We start from the raw sequence: 14593 nt of genomic DNA, 5'->3' as shown, positions 1-14593 counted from the left end.
CCTATGGATAACCTTCTCGCCGGGCCGCCCCCGACTCACCTGCCGGACCTGCCCGAGGCCAGGGAGGCGCTGGAGTCGGGTGTCAAGGCCTCCGACGTGGCCGCCCGTTTCCCCGCCTACCCGGCGGCCTGGGCCGCTCTCGCGGAGGAGTACTTCGCCCAGGGCCATGCCGTGACCTCCTATGCCTTCGCCCGCACCGGCTACCACCGCGGGCTCGACGCGCTGCGCCGCAACGGCTGGAAGGGGCACGGCCCCATACCGTGGGAGCATGAGCCGAACCGGGGCTTCCTGCGCTGCCTGTACGCCCTGTCGCGGGCGGCGCAGGCGATCGGCGAGAAGGACGAGGCGGAGCGGTGCCTGCAGTTCCTCAAGGACAGCACCGAGAGCGGCTACGACGCGCTGACCAAGGGCTAGCCCTTGGGACGAATAGGCACGTTCGGGTAGTCTCTCTACGCAAGAGCCCCTGTCGCGCTTGCGCCAGGGGTTTCGTTTTGTGCTCGGGAGACTGAACCATGCCGGCTGCCGTTCTCGTTGGTGCCCAGTGGGGCGATGAGGGCAAGGGCAAGGCCACCGATCTGCTCGGTGGCGACGTCGACTACGTCGTCCGCTATCAGGGGGGCAACAACGCGGGTCACACCGTGGTCATCGGTGACCAGAAGTACGCGCTGCACCTGCTCCCCACGGGGATCCTGTCGCCGGAGGTGGTGCCGGTCATCGGCAACGGCGTGGTGATCGACCCGGGCGTGCTGCTCAGCGAGATCGACGGGCTCGCCGAGCGCGGCATCTCCGCCGAGCGGCTGCTGATCAGCGCGAACGCGCACCTGATCATGCCGCACCACAAGGCCATCGACAAGGTCACCGAACGCTACCTGGGCAAGGCCAAGATCGGCACGACCGGTCGCGGCATCGGCCCGGCGTACGGCGACAAGATCTACCGGATGGGCGTGCGCGTCCAGGACCTGCTCGACCCGGGGATCCTGGCCAAGAAGATCGAGGTCGCGCTGACCGAGAAGAACCAGCTGCTGACCAAGGTCTACAACCGGCGCGGCATCGACCCGGCGGCGGTGCTGGAGGAGTACCTCGCCTACGCGGAGCGGCTGAAGCCGCACATCGCCGACACCTCGCTGGTGCTGTCGAAGGCGCTGGACGAGGGCAAGTTCGTGCTGCTGGAGGGCGGGCAGGGCACGCTGCTCGACATCGACCACGGCACGTACCCGTTCGTGACGTCGTCGTCGCCGACCTCCGGCGGGGCGTGCGCGGGCGCGGGCATCCCGCCGAACCGGCTCACGAAGATCATCGGCATCCTGAAGGCGTACACGACCCGCGTCGGCTCGGGGCCGTTCCCGACGGAGCTGACCGACGAGATGGGCGACTGGCTGCGCACGACCGGCGGCGAGTACGGCGTCACCACGGGCCGCAACCGGCGCTGCGGCTGGTTCGACGCGGTGATCGCCCGGTACGCGACCCGGATCAACGGCGTCACCGACTACTTCCTGACCAAGCTCGACGTGCTGTCGGGGCTGGAGCGGATCCCGGTGTGCGTGGCGTACGAGGTGGACGGCGTGCGGCACGACGAGATCCCGATGACGCAGACGGACTTCCACCACGCCAAGCCGGTGTACGAGGAGTTCCCGGGCTGGCAGGAGGACATCTCCAGCGCCAAGTCGTTCGAGGACCTGCCGCCGAACGCGCAGGCGTACGTGCGGACGCTGGAGGAGATGAGCGGCGCGCCGATCTCCGCGATCGGCGTCGGCCCGGGCCGCGACCAGACGATCGTGGTGCGCTCGCTGGTCTGACCTACCGTCCGCCGGGGTCCCTGTCCGTGAGCACGGCCGCCGTCACGGGGGTGTGCAGGGTCCAGCCCAGGGTGGCGTAGAGCGCCTGGCCCTGGGCGGTGGCCACCAGGACGCCGGTGCGGGCGCCCCGCGACGCGGCCGTGGCGGCGATCGTGCGCATGACGACCGTGCCGAGCCCGCGCCTGCGGTGGTCGGCGGCGGTCTCCACCTGGTCCACGACGGCGGTGGAGCGGGCGAGCGCGAACTGGCCGCGCGCCGCGACCTCGCCCGCGCCGGTCAGCAGCCGGACCGCCGTGACGCCCGCCCTGGTGGTGACGGCCAGGTGGTAGCCGTCGGGGATGGGGGCGGGGTCGCGGGTGAGCGGGGCCGTCATCATGAACTCGGGGTCCTGGACGGCCCAGCCCGGCGTGAGCAGCGGGGCGACGGACTCGGCGGGGGCGCAGAGCTTGAGCCAGGTGCCCGGGGTGTGGAGCGTGGCGGTGAGGCGGCGCAGGGTCTGCGGCGTCGGCGCGGCCACGATGTGCCGGGCCACGTGGCCGGGCAGGCCGACGTCCACGCGGAGGCCCCAGGGCTCCGGTACGGGCCTGGGGGCGTTGCGGGAAATGACCCACCCCTCCACCCATGCCCGAACTGTCGGGAAATGGGCACCTTTGAGGACCTCCGTCATGGGAAACAGCCTATTGTCTGCTCGGAACACCACGACCGGGCGTAGCAGGATAAAAAGGACACGGCGTGGCACCGCCGTGACATTGCCCTAGCCAGGTAGGGTCCCCGTTGTGCGCGTTGAGATACATGGCCACCGGGGGGCTCGCGGCCTCTGGCCGGAGAACACTCTGCCCGGGTTGAGCCGCACGATGGAGCTGGGCGTGCATGCGCTCGAGTTCGACGTCGCGCTCACCGCCGACCGCCGCCTCGTGCTCACGCACGACCTGACCGTCTCCGCCGTCACCAGCGCCGACAGGCGTCCGGTGTACGCCGGCGACCCCCTCTACCCGTACGTCGGCAAGCCGATCAACGCGCTCACCCTGGCCCAGCTCCGCACGCTCGACGTGGGCGTGCGGCTGCCCCGGCACCCCGACGACCCGTTCGCGCTGACGCAGGTGCCCATGCCCGAGACGCGCATGCCGACGCTCGGCGCGGTGCTCGGCCTGGCCGGCGCCTACGAGGCCGAGGGCGTGCGGATGCACGTCGAGCTGAAGTCGGACCCGACGCGGCCCAAGCTGACGGCCGACCCCGAGATGTTCACCGAAATGGTGGTGGAGGAGCTCGACCGGCACGGCCGGCTCGGCAACGCCGCCATCCTCAGCTTCGACTGGCGGATCATCGCGCACGCCGCGAAGATCGCCCCGGGCACGCGGCGCTTCGCGCTGATCGAGCTCGACACCCTGCACTGGAACGAGGGCACCGTCAGGGGCGGCGACGTGCCGGCCGCGGCGCGCGACGCCGGGGCCACCACGCTCTCGCCCGAGCACGTCATGGTGGACGAGACGCTGATGGCGCAGGCGTCGGCCGCCGGGCTCGACGTGGCCGTGTGGACGGTCAACGACCCGGCGCTCGGCGCCCGGATGCTGGACCTGGGGGTGGCCGGGATCGTCACCGACTACCCCGACCGCATGCGGGAGCTGTGGCGGGAGCGGGGCCTCGCGCTGCCCGAGCCGGTCGGCCCCCTCAAGCCCGTCGGTGTCTAGAAGCGTCTGAAGACGCTAAAGCCCCAAGCGTCTAAAGAAGCTAGGAGCTGTTTGGAGTTCGGATCATGTGGTCGAGGTAAGGAGTCTTAACCACAAGGTCGAGCCCCGGAGGTAGAGCCCCGCCTCGTAGCTTTCCGGGGCTTTGTCGTAGCGGGTGGCCAGGCCACGCCAGGTCTTGATCTTTTGAAAGCAGCGTTCGACGGTGTTGCGTTGCCGGTAACGCTGCGGATCGAAGGTGATGGGCCGCCCACCGGCCGACCCCTTCTTCTTCCGGTTGGCCTGCTGGTCGCTCTTCTCCGGGATGACCGCGCGGATCCGGCGGCGACGCAGATAGGCGCGGTTGGCCTTGGAGGAATAGGCCTTGTCCGCGGCCACCGCAGCCGGGCGGGTCCGGGGCCTGCCCACCGGCCCGGCCACCCGGATCTTGTCCAGCACGGCGGTGAACCGCGGGCAGTCGGCAGCTTGGCCGGGCGTGAGCACGAACACCAGCGGTAGCCCGGCGGCATCGACCGCGGCATGAATCTTGCTGCTCAGCCCGCCCCGGGATCGGCCGAGCGCGGCCGCCTCCGCCCGCGCCTTACGGCGTCGCCGGACAGTGGCGCGCTCGTGCGGCGGTGACGTGCCGGCCTCGGGTGCGGCCTGGGGCGCATCACCCGCAGCACCGGCGGCTGCTCCGCCAACGGAGCCCCCTTTTCCTCGGTCAGCGCCTGCTCCAGCGCATCCAAGGTCTCCCCGGCCACCGCCAGCCCGGCCGACTCCTGATGCGCCCGCACGATCGTGGAATCCACGCTGACCAGCTCCAGTCCCACCTGCCCGCGCGCTGCGGCCTCGGCAATCAACGCCTCCATCAACCCCTGGAACACCCCGGCATTGGCCCAGTTGTTGAACCGGGAGTACACCGTGGACCAAGGCCCATAGCGTTCCGGCACGTCACGCCAGCCCGACCCCGTCCGGAACCGCCACAAGATCCCATTGAACTGCTCACGCATCCGCCGTGGCAGCGGCCCGGTAGCCGCCACCGGCAGATGCGGCTCGATCAACGCCCACTCGGCATCGGTCACATCAAAGCGCGCCACATCGGAGTTCTACCAGCCACAGCCAGCCCAGCGTCGACCTAGCCAAGATCCGAACCCCAAACAACTCCTAGAGCCAGCCGTTGCGGCGGAAGCCCCGGTGCAGCAGCACGCAGACCGTGACCATCACGGCCAGCACCGCCGGATAGCCCCAGACCGCCTTGGTCTCGGGCATGAAGTCGAAGTTCATGCCGTAGATCCCGGCGATCATGGTCGGCACGGCCAGGATGGCCACCCACGAGGAGATCTTGCGCATGTCCTCGTTGGCCAGCGCGTTCGAGCGGGCCAGCGCGGCCTGGAGGATCGAGCTGCACAGCTCGTTGGAGGACTCGACCTGCTCGCACACCCGCGACAGGTGGTCGCCGACGTCGCGGAAGTAGTCGCGCATCTCCGACGGGATGACGCGGCGTTGCGGCAGCGCCGCCATGGGCGACTGCAGCGGCGTGATGGCCCGCTTCATCTCCAGCATCTCGCGCTTGAGCTGGTAGATCCGGTTGATGTCGCGGGAGCTGACGTCGGCGAACACCGTCGCCTCGACCTCTTCGAGCTCCAGCTGCATGAGGTCGGCCACCTGGAGGTACTGGTCGACCACGTGGTCGGAGATCGCGTGCAGGACGCCCGTGGGGCCCCTGTTCATCAGCTTCGGCTTGTCCTCCAGGCGCTCGCGGACGCCGGCCAGCGAGCAGTGCTTGCCGTGGCGCACCGTCACGACGAAGTCCGCGCCGAGGAACACCATGATCTCGCCGGTGGCGATGATCTCGCTGGTGGCGGTCAGCTCGTCGTGGTCGAGGTAGGCGATGGTCTTGAGCACCATGAACAGCGACTCGCCGTACCGCTCGACCTTGGGCCGCTGGTGGGCCTTGACGGCGTCCTCGACGGCCAGCGGGTGCAGGCCGAAGACCTCCGCGAGCCATTCCACCTCGGGCGCGGCCGGCTCGTGCAGGCCCACCCAGACGAACGCGCTGGCGCCGGAGTTGCTCTGGTTGTGTGCGCGGACGAGGCCGAGCGCCTCTTCGATGCCCTGGGCGGAGACCTTCTTGCCCTGGACGTACGCGCCGAACTCTACGAGGGAATCGACCGGGGGCACACAGACCTCGCGCACTGGCTTCGTGAGCGAGTGCGGGGCGCGCGACGGCACGGTGTGACGGTTGATGCGACGGAAAAGGGTGGACGAGCGCATGGCAGTCCCTTTCCGCCCGACCAGGGACGCTCCACGCGCGATGAAGTCACCTCAATCAACACAAATGGCGTGGAGGCACGATCAGGCTGCCGGATTGGAGTGGTCGGGGGTATGCGGGCCGTACGTGGGCGAGCACGTACTGCTGGGATCACCAGGATTCATCCCGGACCACCTCCAATCACACGAGACGCCATAAAGCCGCCCTAAGCTACCACAGGCGGGTGAACCTAACCGACGATACTCGCCAGGAGGGCCTCGGCTCAGGTAGAACTCCACAAAGTTGCTCACCTATTCCGGCAGTTGGTGTCCTGGCGACCTGAGCCAGGCCGAGGCGGCGGGCCTGCGACAATGGACCGCGTGCGCGTTCTAGTCATTGGTTCCGGAGGGCGTGAGCACGCCCTGTGCCGTTCACTCAGCCTCGATCCCCAGGTCAGCGAGCTCCACTGTGCGCCAGGCAATCCTGGCATCGAGCAGGTCGCGACCGTCCACGCCGTCGATCCGCTCGATCCCGGGCAGGTGGCCGCGCTGGCCGGCCGGCTCCGCGTCGACCTCGTGGTCGTCGGGCCCGAGGCGCCGCTCGTGGCGGGGGTGAGCGACGCGGTGCGCGAGGCCGGCTTCGCCTGCTTCGGGCCGTCGAAGGACGCCGCCATGATCGAGGGCTCCAAGGCGTTCGCCAAGGAGGTCATGAAGGCGGCCGACGTCCCCACCGCGCGGGCCAGGGTCTGCGTCACCGAGGAGGAGGCCGCGGCGGCGCTCGACGAGTTCGGGGCGCCCTACGTGGTCAAGGACGACGGGCTGGCCGCGGGCAAGGGCGTGGTCGTCACCGACGACCGGGACCAGGCGCTGGCGCACGCGCGGGCGTGCGAGCGGGTGGTGATCGAGGAGTACCTCGACGGGCCCGAGGTGTCGCTGTTCGCCCTGTGCGACGGCAGCACGGCGGTGCCGCTGCAGCTCGCGCAAGACTTCAAGCGGGCCTACGACGGCGGTGAGGGCCCCAACACCGGCGGCATGGGCGCCTACACGCCGCTGCCGTGGGCGCCCGACGGGCTGACCGAGCAGGTCATGCGGGAGGTCGTGCACCCCACGATCGGCGAGCTGTCGCGGCGCGGGCTGCCCTACCAGGGCGTGCTCTACGTCGGGCTGGCGCTGACGTCGAAGGGGCCGAAGGTCGTCGAGTTCAACGCGCGGTTCGGCGACCCCGAGACCCAGGTGATCCTCGACCGGCTGGAGACGCCGCTGGGCGGGCTGCTCATGGCCGCCGCCACCGGCGAGCTGGGGCTCGACCCGGTGTTCAAGGGCGGCTCGGCCGTGACCGTGGTGATCGCGGCGGAGAACTATCCGGCGGCGCCGGTCAAGGGCGACCCGATCACGGGGCTGGAGCCGACGCCGAACGCGTACGTGCTGCACGCCGGCACCAAGAGGGACGGCGACGCCGTCGTCTCCGACGGCGGGCGGGTGCTCAGCGTCGTCGGCCACGGCCCCGACCAGGACAGCGCGCGGCGGGCCGCCTACGACCTCGTGGGCCGCGTCAAGCTGCGCGGCTCCTTCCACCGAACGGACATCGCCCGATGAAGCACCTGCACTCCGGCAAGGTACGCGACCTCTACGAGACCGACGACGGCCTGCTGCTGATGGTCGCCTCCGATCGCATGTCGGCCTTCGACTACATCCTCGAGCCCGAGATCCCCGACAAGGGGGCCATCCTCACGCAGATGTCGCTGTGGTGGTTCGACCAGCTCAAGGACGTCGTGCCCAACCACGTGGTGGCGCCCGGCGACGAGCCGCGCAGCGTGCTGTGCCGGCCGCTGAAGATGGTGCAGGTCGAGTGCGTGGCCAGGGGCTACCTGGCCGGGGGCGGGCTGAACGAGTACCGCGCCGACGGCACGGTGTCGGGCGTGCGGCTGCCCGAGGGGCTGGAGGACGGCTCGCGGCTGCCCGAGCCGATCTTCACGCCGTCCACGAAGGCGCCGCAGGGGCAGCACGACGAGCCGATGTCGTACGAGCAGGTCGTGGCGGAGGTCGGCGCGGAGGTCGCGGCGGAGCTGCGGCGCGTCACGCTGGCCGTCTACACGCGCGGCGCGGAGATCGCCCGCGAGCGGGGCATCATCCTGGCCGACACGAAGATCGAGCTGGGCTGGGATGCCGACGGCGTGCTGACGCTGGGTGACGAGGTGCTGACGCCCGACTCCTCGCGCTTCTGGCCGGCCGACGAATGGAAGCCCGGAAGGTCCCAACCTTCTTTTGACAAGCAATTTGTACGCGATTGGCTACTATCGCCCGAATCCGGATGGGACAAATCCTCAGGAAACCCACCACCGCGACTCCCCGACCACGTCGTCGAGCGCACCAGGCAGCGATACCTAGAAGCGTATGAGCGCGTCACGGGGTCTCCCTTTAGCGGATGATTCGGCTGGGTCATGTGGTGTGAGCGACTACTGTTGGCCCGATCGAGCCCTCACCGCTGAATTCAAGGAGCCGCACGAATGGTCCGTTACCGCGTGCGCGGTGGCAACGCACTGCGTGGAACCGCGTTCATTCAGGGCGCGAAGAACGCCGTGCTTCCCATGATCGGTGCGGCTCTGCTCGCCCCGAAGGGCCGCACGGTCCTGCGCAACGTGCCGATCATCGAGGACGTCCGCCGCGCGGTCGAGCTGGCCGAGGCGGTCGGCGCGTACGTCGAGCTGCACGAGTCCGAGCGCACGCTGGTCATCGACGCCTCCCGGGTGAACAGCCCCGTCCTGCCCGCCGAGATCGCGCGGCGCTTCCGCGGGTCGGTGCTGTTCACCCCCGCGCTGCTGCACCGCCTCGGCGAGGCGGTCGTCGAAGGGGTCGGCGGCTGCAACCTCGGCAGCCGCAACCTCGACTTCCACTACCTCGGCTACAAGCGGCTGGGCGCGATCGTGGACGAGGGCGAGACCGTCATCCACGTCAAGGCGTCCGGCCTGACCGGGGCGACCCTCTACCTCGACACCCCCTCCCACACCGGCACCGAAAACCTGATCATGGCCGCCGCCCTGGCCAAGGGCACCACCGTGATCGAGAACGCGGCGCTGGAGCCCGAGGTCCTCGACGTCATCGACATGCTCACCAAGATGGGCGCGCGCATCAGCGGCGGCGGCACCGGGTTCATCACCGTCGAGGGCGTCGAGGAGCTGCACGCCGTCGAGCACACCGTGATGCCCGACCGCCTCGACGCCGGCGTCTTCGCCATGGCGGCGGCGCTCACCAAGGGCGAGGTCAGCCTCGTCGGCACCGGCCTCGACCTCGGGGTCGTCCGCTACAAGCTGGAGCAGATGGGCGTCGAGTTCCACCGCCAGGGTGCCGTCCTGCACGTCCGTTGCGACGGCCCGCTGCGCCCGATCAACATCATCACCGACACCTACCCCGGCTTCGCCACCGACCTGCAGTCGCCGATGATGACGGTCGCCGCGCTGGCCGAAGGCACCAGCTACATCCACGAGCGCATCTTCGACGGCCGCTTCGCGCTGGCCGGCGAGCTGAACAAGATGGGCGCGAACGTCGAGGTCGACGGCAGCCGGGCCATCGTGCGCGGCCGCACGCCGCTGACCGGCGCCCAGGTGACGGCGCACGACCTGCGCTCCGGCATCGCGCTCGTGCTCGCCGGCCTCGCGGCCGAAGGCGAGACCCTGATCGACTCGGGATACCTGATCGATCGCGGTCACGCGCATCTCGCCGCGCGAATGCGCGCTCTCGGGGCGGACATTACACGAGAGATTTCCGAACGCTAAAAAGCGCGAGAAATGCCTCGTTGAGCTGCTAAAACATGATGTCGGGCGGTCAACCAGAACGGCTTTCCGGAAAAGTCGGGCGTGACATTACGGCCCCCGCGAGCGATCGTTCCAAAAGAGAGCACTGCAACGGACGGCAGGATGGGACGAACATTGGTCGAGAGGGCCGAAGAAACTCCCCGAGTGTCACGCCCGGGCGCTATGACACCGGACCTCACCATCGGCGTGGTCGGACCCCACGACCTGGTCGAGCGAGTCATGCTGATGGGTCACGCCGCGGCGCCGCTGCCGTGTCGCCTGGTCGCGGCCGCGTACCGCGACGAGCAGGAGGCGCCCGACAAGGTGACGCGGCTCGGTCCCGGTGTCGACGCATGCCTGTTCGCCAGCCCGGTCCCCTATGACCTGGCCAGGCGATCCGGCGTGCTGACGATGCCCGCGACGTACGTGCAACTCGGCGGAGCAGCACTGGTGGCGGCGCTGGCCAAGGCCGCGCTCGACCCCCGCATGGACCCCCAGCGGGTCAGCATCGACGTGGTCAGCAGGGCCGATGTCGAGGAGGCGTACACCGACCTCGGCATCCCCGCGGCGGACGTGCACAGCCGCGACGAGCCGGGCGCCACCGGCACGATCGCGGCCTACCACGAACGCCTGGCCCGCCAGGGCGCCACCACGGGAGCACTGACGTGCCTGCCCGCGGTGGCCGAGCGCCTGCACACCGCGGGCGTTCCGGTCATCAGGATCAGGCCGACCTCCGCGGCGGTCCGCACGGCGCTGCACACCGCGGCGCTGCTCGGCGCGCACCACCGGCTGGAGGAGTCGCAGCTCACCGTGGTGCTGGTGGAGGTGCCGACGCTGCGCGAGCCGGTACGCCGGGCCGCGCCGCGCTACTGGCGCGACGAGCTGCGGCTGTCGCTGCACCGGCTCCTGGTCCAGGAGGCGAACCGGATCAACGCCACCGTCTGGCCGATCGACGATCACAGCTACCTGGTGACCGCCACCAGGGGCTCGATCGCGGCGGCCACCGACGGGTTCAGGGTGTTGCCGTTCGCCGCCAGGATCAGGGACGAGCTGGGGCTGGCGGTCGAGGTCGGTGTGGGCATGGGGCGCACGACGCACGACGCCGAGTCGCACGCCAGGGCCGCGCTGGCCCGGACACAGGCGGGCAAACAGGCACAGGGCTTCGCGGTCGACCGCGAGGGGCGGGCACTCATCCCGGCCCCGCGGATGCCGCCCGCCGGAGCCACCGCACTGAAGCCGAAGGGGGTGGAGGTGCTGGCCAGACTGGCGGCCAAGCTCGAAGGCGGCGACACCGTGGTCGATGCCGAGGGCGCCGGCAAGATGCTCGGGGTCACGCCTCGTACGGCCCGGCGGTTGCTGCGCACGTTGGTTGACGAGGGACTCGCGTGGCCGCTTCCGCCGAACCGTACGCCGCAGCCCGGCCGGCCGCGTCAGCTCTACCGGCTGATCGTGGAGAAGCTCGGGCCGCGCTGAGCGGCCGCCACGGAGCGGGCCCGCCATGAGCGGGTCCGCCCCTTGGCATGCCTTCGGCCTTGACGGAAGGTGTCAGGTTCGCAAACTTGCGGCTTGACTCTCATGAACTCATTGGTTGGCCCGTGTAGATGGGGGTATGTTCTCCGACGCCCCCGATCGACGAGATTCGGACGGGGGCACCAAATTCTTCCGCCGCCGGCCTCCGCCCCGAGGTGTCGTTCTTGATGAACGAATCTCGTCGATTGGCGGCGATTTCGAGCAGTCGCCCCCCGTTGTGGTACTGATCTGGCGGGTTTCGGGCGGACTTGTGCGCCCCAAGGGGCCGGAAAGACGGCTGTACGGCGCTGTGGAGCCGCTGGAGCCCCGTTCACCGTCCGGTCAACAGGCACAGGCGGCGCCGGAGATCGGCGCCGTCAGCGCGTCCACCGGGCGGCGCGAGACCCCCGACGCCGTCTCCACGGGAAAGCCCTCCCGCGCCCAGTACTCGAACCCGCCGATCATCTCCTTGACCTGATAGCCGAGCTTGGCGAACTCCAGCGCCGCGCGGGTGGCGCCGTTGCAGCCCGGCCCCCAGCAGTACGTCACGACCGCCGCGTCCTTCGGCACCATCGCCCCGGCCCTGGCGGCGATCTCCCGGGTCGGCAGGTGCACGGCGCCCTCGATGTGGCCCTGGTCCCAGCTCTCGCGGCTGCGCGAGTCGACGACGACCAGGCCGGGGGTGCCGGCGAGCAGGTCGGCGGCGACGTCGGAGACGTCGGTCTCGAAGGACAGGCGGGCGGAGAAGTGCGCGATGGCGGCGGTGTTCGACATGGCTCGATCCTGCCGGGCGCGGCCATGGAGCCACCAGTGGCGTGAAAGCCGCCTATCGCTAATATCCCGCCATTGTCCGAAGTCTGATACCCGCGAGCATTTTGTCGGGGACGCCCTGTAAGTTCATGAGCCATGAGTGCAAACACTGCTGACAGTCGCCGGACCCTCATGATCTGGGGCGCGCTGGCGATCGTCTACGTGGTGTGGGGCTCGACGTACCTCGGCATCAGGATCGCCATCGAGACCATGCCGCCGCTGTTCCACGGCGCCATGCGGTTCGTCTCGGCCGCCCTGCTGCTCGCCGCCTTCCTCCTCGTCACCAAGAGGCTCGCGCCCTTCAGGATGACGCTCAAGCAGCTCGGCGGCGCCGCGCTGGTCGGGCTGCTGCTGCTCACCGGCGGCAACGGCATGGTGGCCGTCGCCGAGCAGCACATCTCCAGCGGCCTGGCCGCCCTGCTCGTGGCCTCCGTGCCGCTGTGGCTCGTGGTGCTGCGGCTCGTGTTCAGGGACCGGCCCGCCATGCTCACCCTGGTGGGCGTGCTGGTCGGCTTCGGCGGCGTCGCCGCCCTGTCACTGAACGGCGGCGGCGAGAGCGCCGGCACCACCGGCATCGTGATCATCCTGCTCGGCTCCGTGTCCTGGTCGATCGGCTCGTTCCTGTCGTCGCGCATCCCCATGCCGCCCAACGTGTGGACGGCCAGCGCCATCGAGATGCTCGCCGGCGGCGCCGGCCTCGCCATCGTCGGTGCCTCCATCGGGGAACGGCTCGACGTCGCCGCCGTCTCCGGGCGCTCGTGGGCGGCCCTCGCCTATCTCGTGCTGGTGGGGTCGCTCGTCGGCTTCACCGCCTACACGTGGCTGCTCGGCAACGCGCCCATCTCCCTCGTCTCCACGTACGCCTACGTCAACCCGATCGTCGCCGTCATCCTGGGCGTGCTGGTCGTGAACGAGCACGTCACCGTGCAGATCGTGCTCGGCGGCCTGGTGATCCTCGTCGGCGTCGCCCTCGTCGTCTCGACCGAGCGGCGGGCCCGGGCCAGAGCGGCGCTCGAACCCGAGAAGGTCGCCTCCTCGGCCTGAACCCTTGGCGTCCGGCGTGCGTACCTCCGGTGGGACGACACCGGGAGGTCTTGCCGGATGGGATTCATGATCGTCGCGCTGCTGGCGGCATCGTCGCTGGCCGCCGGGCCCGCTGCCGCGTCCATTGCCGGGCCCGCCGCGCCCGCTGCCGTGCCCGCTGCTGTGCCCGCTGCCGCCGGCTTGACAGTGCGGGCGCACGGCGCGCTGGAGGAGCCGGCCAGCAGGGCCGCCGCCTGCGGCGCGGAAGGCTCCGCCGCCGCGGCCCGGTCCGCGGCCTGCCGGGCGGCCGTGCGGGCCAGCGGCGGCGTCCTGCCCCGTGCCTGGGACGACCTGCGCGTCCCCGACGTGGCCGGACGCGACCGCCAGGTGATCCCCGACGGGAAGCTGTGCAGCGGCGGGCTGCCCGCCTTCAAGGGGCTCGACCTCGCCCGCGCCGACTGGCCCGCCACCCCGGTACGGCCCGGCGCCCGCTTCACCTTCAAGTACCGCGGCACCATCCCGCACCGGGGCACCTTCCGGCTGTACGTCACCAAGAAGGGCTACGACCCCGCCAAGCCGTTGCGGTGGGCCGACCTGGAGCGCGAGCCGTTCCTCACCGCCACCGACCCCGCCTTCAAGAACGGGTCCTACACGATCAAGGGGCGGCTGCCCGCCAGGACCGGCCGCCATCTCATCTACACGATCTGGCAGAACTCCGACACCCCGGACACCTACTACTCCTGCTCGGACGTCCTCTTCCGGCCCTCCACCGGCCCCTCCACCGGCCCCTCCACCGGCCCCTCCACCGGCCCCTCCACCGGCGCCGCCGGAGCGGGCGCGGCCGGTGCCCCGCCCGTCAGGCAGGCGGCGGTGAGCACCCAGGCCCGCGCCAGACGCGCCGACGCGAGCTGGCTGGTGGGCGGCTCGGTCGTGCTCGCGGGCTGCGCCGGCACCATGGGCCTGCTCATCGGCCGCCTCCGCCACCGCCGCCCCAACTGACCGGCCACCGGCCTCACCGGCCACCGGCAACGGTCCGGGCGTCCCTCCGATTTGGGCGGCGGGCCGCAGGCGGCATGTGCCTGGCTCGGGAGGGCGGGAGGTGGGTCAGGTCAGGGTGGCGGTGGCGGCCACCAGGGCCTTGAGCTCTTGGCGGGCGATGGTGGCGAAGCCCTGGTCGTTGGCCGGGTCGATCCAGCGGGCGAAGGCGTTGCGGAAGGCGAGGCCGGCGAGCTCGGCGGCCAGGCCGGCGGCCGGGTCGGGGACGCCGCGTCCGCGTAGCGCGTCGGACAGGCACCCGGTGAGCGCGGCGAGCTTGAGCAGCTCGCGCTCGCGCAGGTCGTCGTGCCCGGCGACGATGGCCTGGCGCCGGCGGGCCAGCGCGCGCCGCTCGTCGGTGAAGACGACCGCCACCGCGTCCAGCGCCGCGCCCAGCATCTCGATCGGCGTCGCCTCGGGGGGCGAGCCGGTGATCGCGTCGGCGACGAGGCGGTTGAACACCTCCTGCCCGCCGAACAGCACCTCCCGCTTGTCGGCGAAGTGCCGGAAGAAGCTGCTCTTCGCCAGCCCCGCGCGCTCGGCGATGCCCGCCGCGGTGGTGCTGTCGTAGCCACGCTCCTCGAACAGCTCCAGCGCCGCACGTTCCAGGCGCTCGCGTGCGTTCGGCTCCCATCGCCCCATGGCGGAATTCTACGCGATGAGACTCAGTCCCATCGCGTGTTACAGTGATGAGACCAAGTCCTGTCACTGA

General features: G+C 70.6%; 13 protein-coding genes and 1 pseudogene. 9 read left to right on the top strand and 5 right to left on the bottom strand.

Annotation, left to right across the window (positions count from 1 at the left end):
• Nucleotides 1-3 precede the first annotated feature (3 nt).
• Both KIS93_RS33990 and KIS93_RS33985 read left to right on the top strand, forming a co-directional pair.
• The gene (locus KIS93_RS33990) at nt 4-414 is read left to right on the top strand and encodes a DUF3151 domain-containing protein (protein ID WP_206067097.1); all 411 of its coding nucleotides are present in this window, start codon (nt 4-6) and stop codon (nt 412-414) included.
• A gap of 98 nt (nt 415-512) precedes the next feature.
• Nucleotides 513-1796, top strand: a complete 1284-nt coding sequence (locus tag KIS93_RS33985) for an adenylosuccinate synthase (RefSeq protein WP_080043812.1) — start codon at nt 513-515, stop codon at nt 1794-1796.
• 1 nt (nt 1797) lies between these two features.
• Here the strand turns inward: KIS93_RS33985 and KIS93_RS33980 are convergent, their stop codons facing one another.
• Nucleotides 1798-2415, bottom strand: a complete 618-nt coding sequence (locus KIS93_RS33980) for a GNAT family N-acetyltransferase (RefSeq protein ID WP_246005391.1) — start codon at nt 2413-2415, stop codon at nt 1798-1800.
• 157 nt (nt 2416-2572) lie between these two features.
• Between KIS93_RS33980 and KIS93_RS33975 the strand changes: the two genes are divergently transcribed.
• On the top strand, nt 2573-3484 hold the full coding sequence (locus KIS93_RS33975) for a glycerophosphodiester phosphodiesterase family protein (RefSeq protein ID WP_080043814.1): 912 nt from the start codon (nt 2573-2575) through the stop codon (nt 3482-3484).
• A 63-nt stretch (nt 3485-3547) separates the two neighbouring features.
• Here KIS93_RS33975 and KIS93_RS33970 read toward each other — a convergent pair.
• Both KIS93_RS33970 and corA read right to left on the bottom strand, forming a co-directional pair.
• A pseudogene (locus KIS93_RS33970) lies at nt 3548-4560 on the bottom strand (IS5 family transposase).
• Nucleotides 4561-4627: 67 nt separating this feature from the next.
• A complete protein-coding gene (corA, locus tag KIS93_RS33965) occupies nt 4628-5644 on the bottom strand; it encodes a magnesium/cobalt transporter CorA (protein ID WP_230465673.1) in 1017 nt (338 codons plus the stop codon).
• Nucleotides 5645-6094: 450 nt separating this feature from the next.
• Between corA and purD the strand changes: the two genes are divergently transcribed.
• The 4 genes from purD (at nt 6095) to KIS93_RS33945 (ending at nt 10977) form a co-directional block, all read left to right on the top strand.
• Entirely contained in the window at nt 6095-7309 is a 1215-nt protein-coding gene (gene purD, locus KIS93_RS33960; protein WP_080047348.1) for a phosphoribosylamine--glycine ligase, read from the top strand.
• Nucleotides 7306-8142 (top strand): phosphoribosylaminoimidazolesuccinocarboxamide synthase, encoded by an 837-nt coding sequence (locus KIS93_RS33955; RefSeq protein ID WP_080043816.1) that lies wholly within the window; start codon nt 7306-7308, stop codon nt 8140-8142. The genes purD and KIS93_RS33955 overlap by 4 nt, the downstream gene beginning before the upstream one ends.
• Before the next feature lie 78 nt (nt 8143-8220).
• Complete coding sequence (murA, locus tag KIS93_RS33950; protein WP_080043817.1) at nt 8221-9486, top strand: UDP-N-acetylglucosamine 1-carboxyvinyltransferase; 1266 nt, start codon at nt 8221-8223, stop codon at nt 9484-9486.
• A 201-nt stretch (nt 9487-9687) separates the two neighbouring features.
• Complete coding sequence (locus KIS93_RS33945; RefSeq protein ID WP_080043818.1) at nt 9688-10977, top strand: GTP cyclohydrolase IIa; 1290 nt, start codon at nt 9688-9690, stop codon at nt 10975-10977.
• A 378-nt stretch (nt 10978-11355) separates the two neighbouring features.
• Here KIS93_RS33945 and KIS93_RS33940 read toward each other — a convergent pair whose 3' ends face one another.
• Nucleotides 11356-11787: a rhodanese-like domain-containing protein gene (locus KIS93_RS33940; protein WP_080043819.1), complete on the bottom strand. Its 432-nt coding sequence runs from the start codon at nt 11785-11787 to the stop codon at nt 11356-11358.
• A gap of 132 nt (nt 11788-11919) precedes the next feature.
• Here KIS93_RS33940 and KIS93_RS33935 point away from each other — a divergent pair, with 132 nt between their 5' ends.
• Both KIS93_RS33935 and KIS93_RS33930 read left to right on the top strand, forming a co-directional pair.
• Entirely contained in the window at nt 11920-12867 is a 948-nt protein-coding gene (locus KIS93_RS33935) for an EamA family transporter (RefSeq protein WP_230465674.1), read from the top strand.
• Between the two features lie 57 nt (nt 12868-12924).
• The gene (locus tag KIS93_RS33930) at nt 12925-13845 is read left to right on the top strand and encodes a lytic polysaccharide monooxygenase auxiliary activity family 9 protein (RefSeq protein WP_186404560.1); all 921 of its coding nucleotides are present in this window, start codon (nt 12925-12927) and stop codon (nt 13843-13845) included.
• A gap of 105 nt (nt 13846-13950) precedes the next feature.
• On the opposite strand, the gene KIS93_RS33925 is transcribed toward KIS93_RS33930, so the two are convergent.
• Entirely contained in the window at nt 13951-14523 is a 573-nt protein-coding gene (locus KIS93_RS33925) for a TetR/AcrR family transcriptional regulator (protein ID WP_080043821.1), read from the bottom strand.
• Between the last annotated feature and the right edge of the window lie 70 nt (nt 14524-14593).

The organism is [Actinomadura] parvosata subsp. kistnae (assembly GCF_900323885.1).
GTDB lineage: Bacteria > Actinomycetota > Actinomycetes > Streptosporangiales > Streptosporangiaceae > Nonomuraea > Nonomuraea composti.
This window is presented reverse-complemented; position numbering and strand designations above follow the sequence as displayed.